Raw genomic sequence first — 870 nt, forward strand, 5'->3', positions numbered from 1 at the left:
TACGAGAGCATCGACCTCCTCCTCGCTGGACCGCCATCGGGCGCGTCCGAGGGTGAGCTGGTCGACTGGATCGCTCGTCTCGAACAGATCAAATGCATTGCCGAGGCGATCCAGGCAGAAGCGGCGGTACGTCTCGACGAGGCTGCTCGCGCCCGGCAGGCCCGGGCTGGGGTTCCCGCCCGGAAGCTGGGTGAAGGGGTGGCCTCCCAGATCGCTTTGGCGCGGCGGGTTTCACCAGCGAGAGGTGCGAAGCTGCTGGGTCTGGCGAAGGTCCTGATCAGCGAGATGCCGCACACCTTCAGGCTGATGAAAGCCGGACTGTTCTCGCAGTGGCAGGCCACGATCCTGGCCCGCGAAACCGCCTGCCTCTCGGTGAATGACCGCCGGGTCATCGACGACCGACTCTGCGCACCCGGGGCGAACGGCGAACAGCCGAAGGCGGTCACGATGGGGCTGCGGCAGCTCGAGAACGCCGCCAAGAAGCTCGCCATCACCCTCGACCAGGAATCCGTCGTAGCCAGAGCCGCCAACGCCGTCAAGGACCGTCGGGTCGGTCTGCGGCCGGCACCGGACACCATGACCTGGCTTGGCGCCCTGTTGCCGGTCAAGGACGGCGTCGCGGTCTACGCCGCGCTGGATCAGGCCGCCAACGCGGCCCGGGCCGCCGGTGACGAACGGACCCGGGGCCAGGTCATGGCCGACACCCTCGTCGACCGGATCACCGGCCGCACCACCGCCGAGACCAAACCGCGGATCGAGGTCAAGATCGTGATGACCGCCGACTCGCTCACGGGCGAAGCCGATCAGCCGGCCATGGTCGAGGGCTACGGACCCGTCCCCGCAGCCTGGGCCCGCGACGCGTTGGCCGAC

General features: G+C 69.0%; 1 protein-coding gene. It reads left to right on the top strand.

Features of this window, described 5'->3' with window-relative positions; translation table 11 throughout:
• On the top strand, nt 1-870 hold an 870-nt coding region (locus UG56_RS27360; protein ID WP_143055234.1), incomplete at both ends, for a DUF222 domain-containing protein.

The organism is Nocardioides luteus (assembly GCF_000960475.2).
Lineage (GTDB): Bacteria > Actinomycetota > Actinomycetes > Propionibacteriales > Nocardioidaceae > Nocardioides > Nocardioides luteus_A.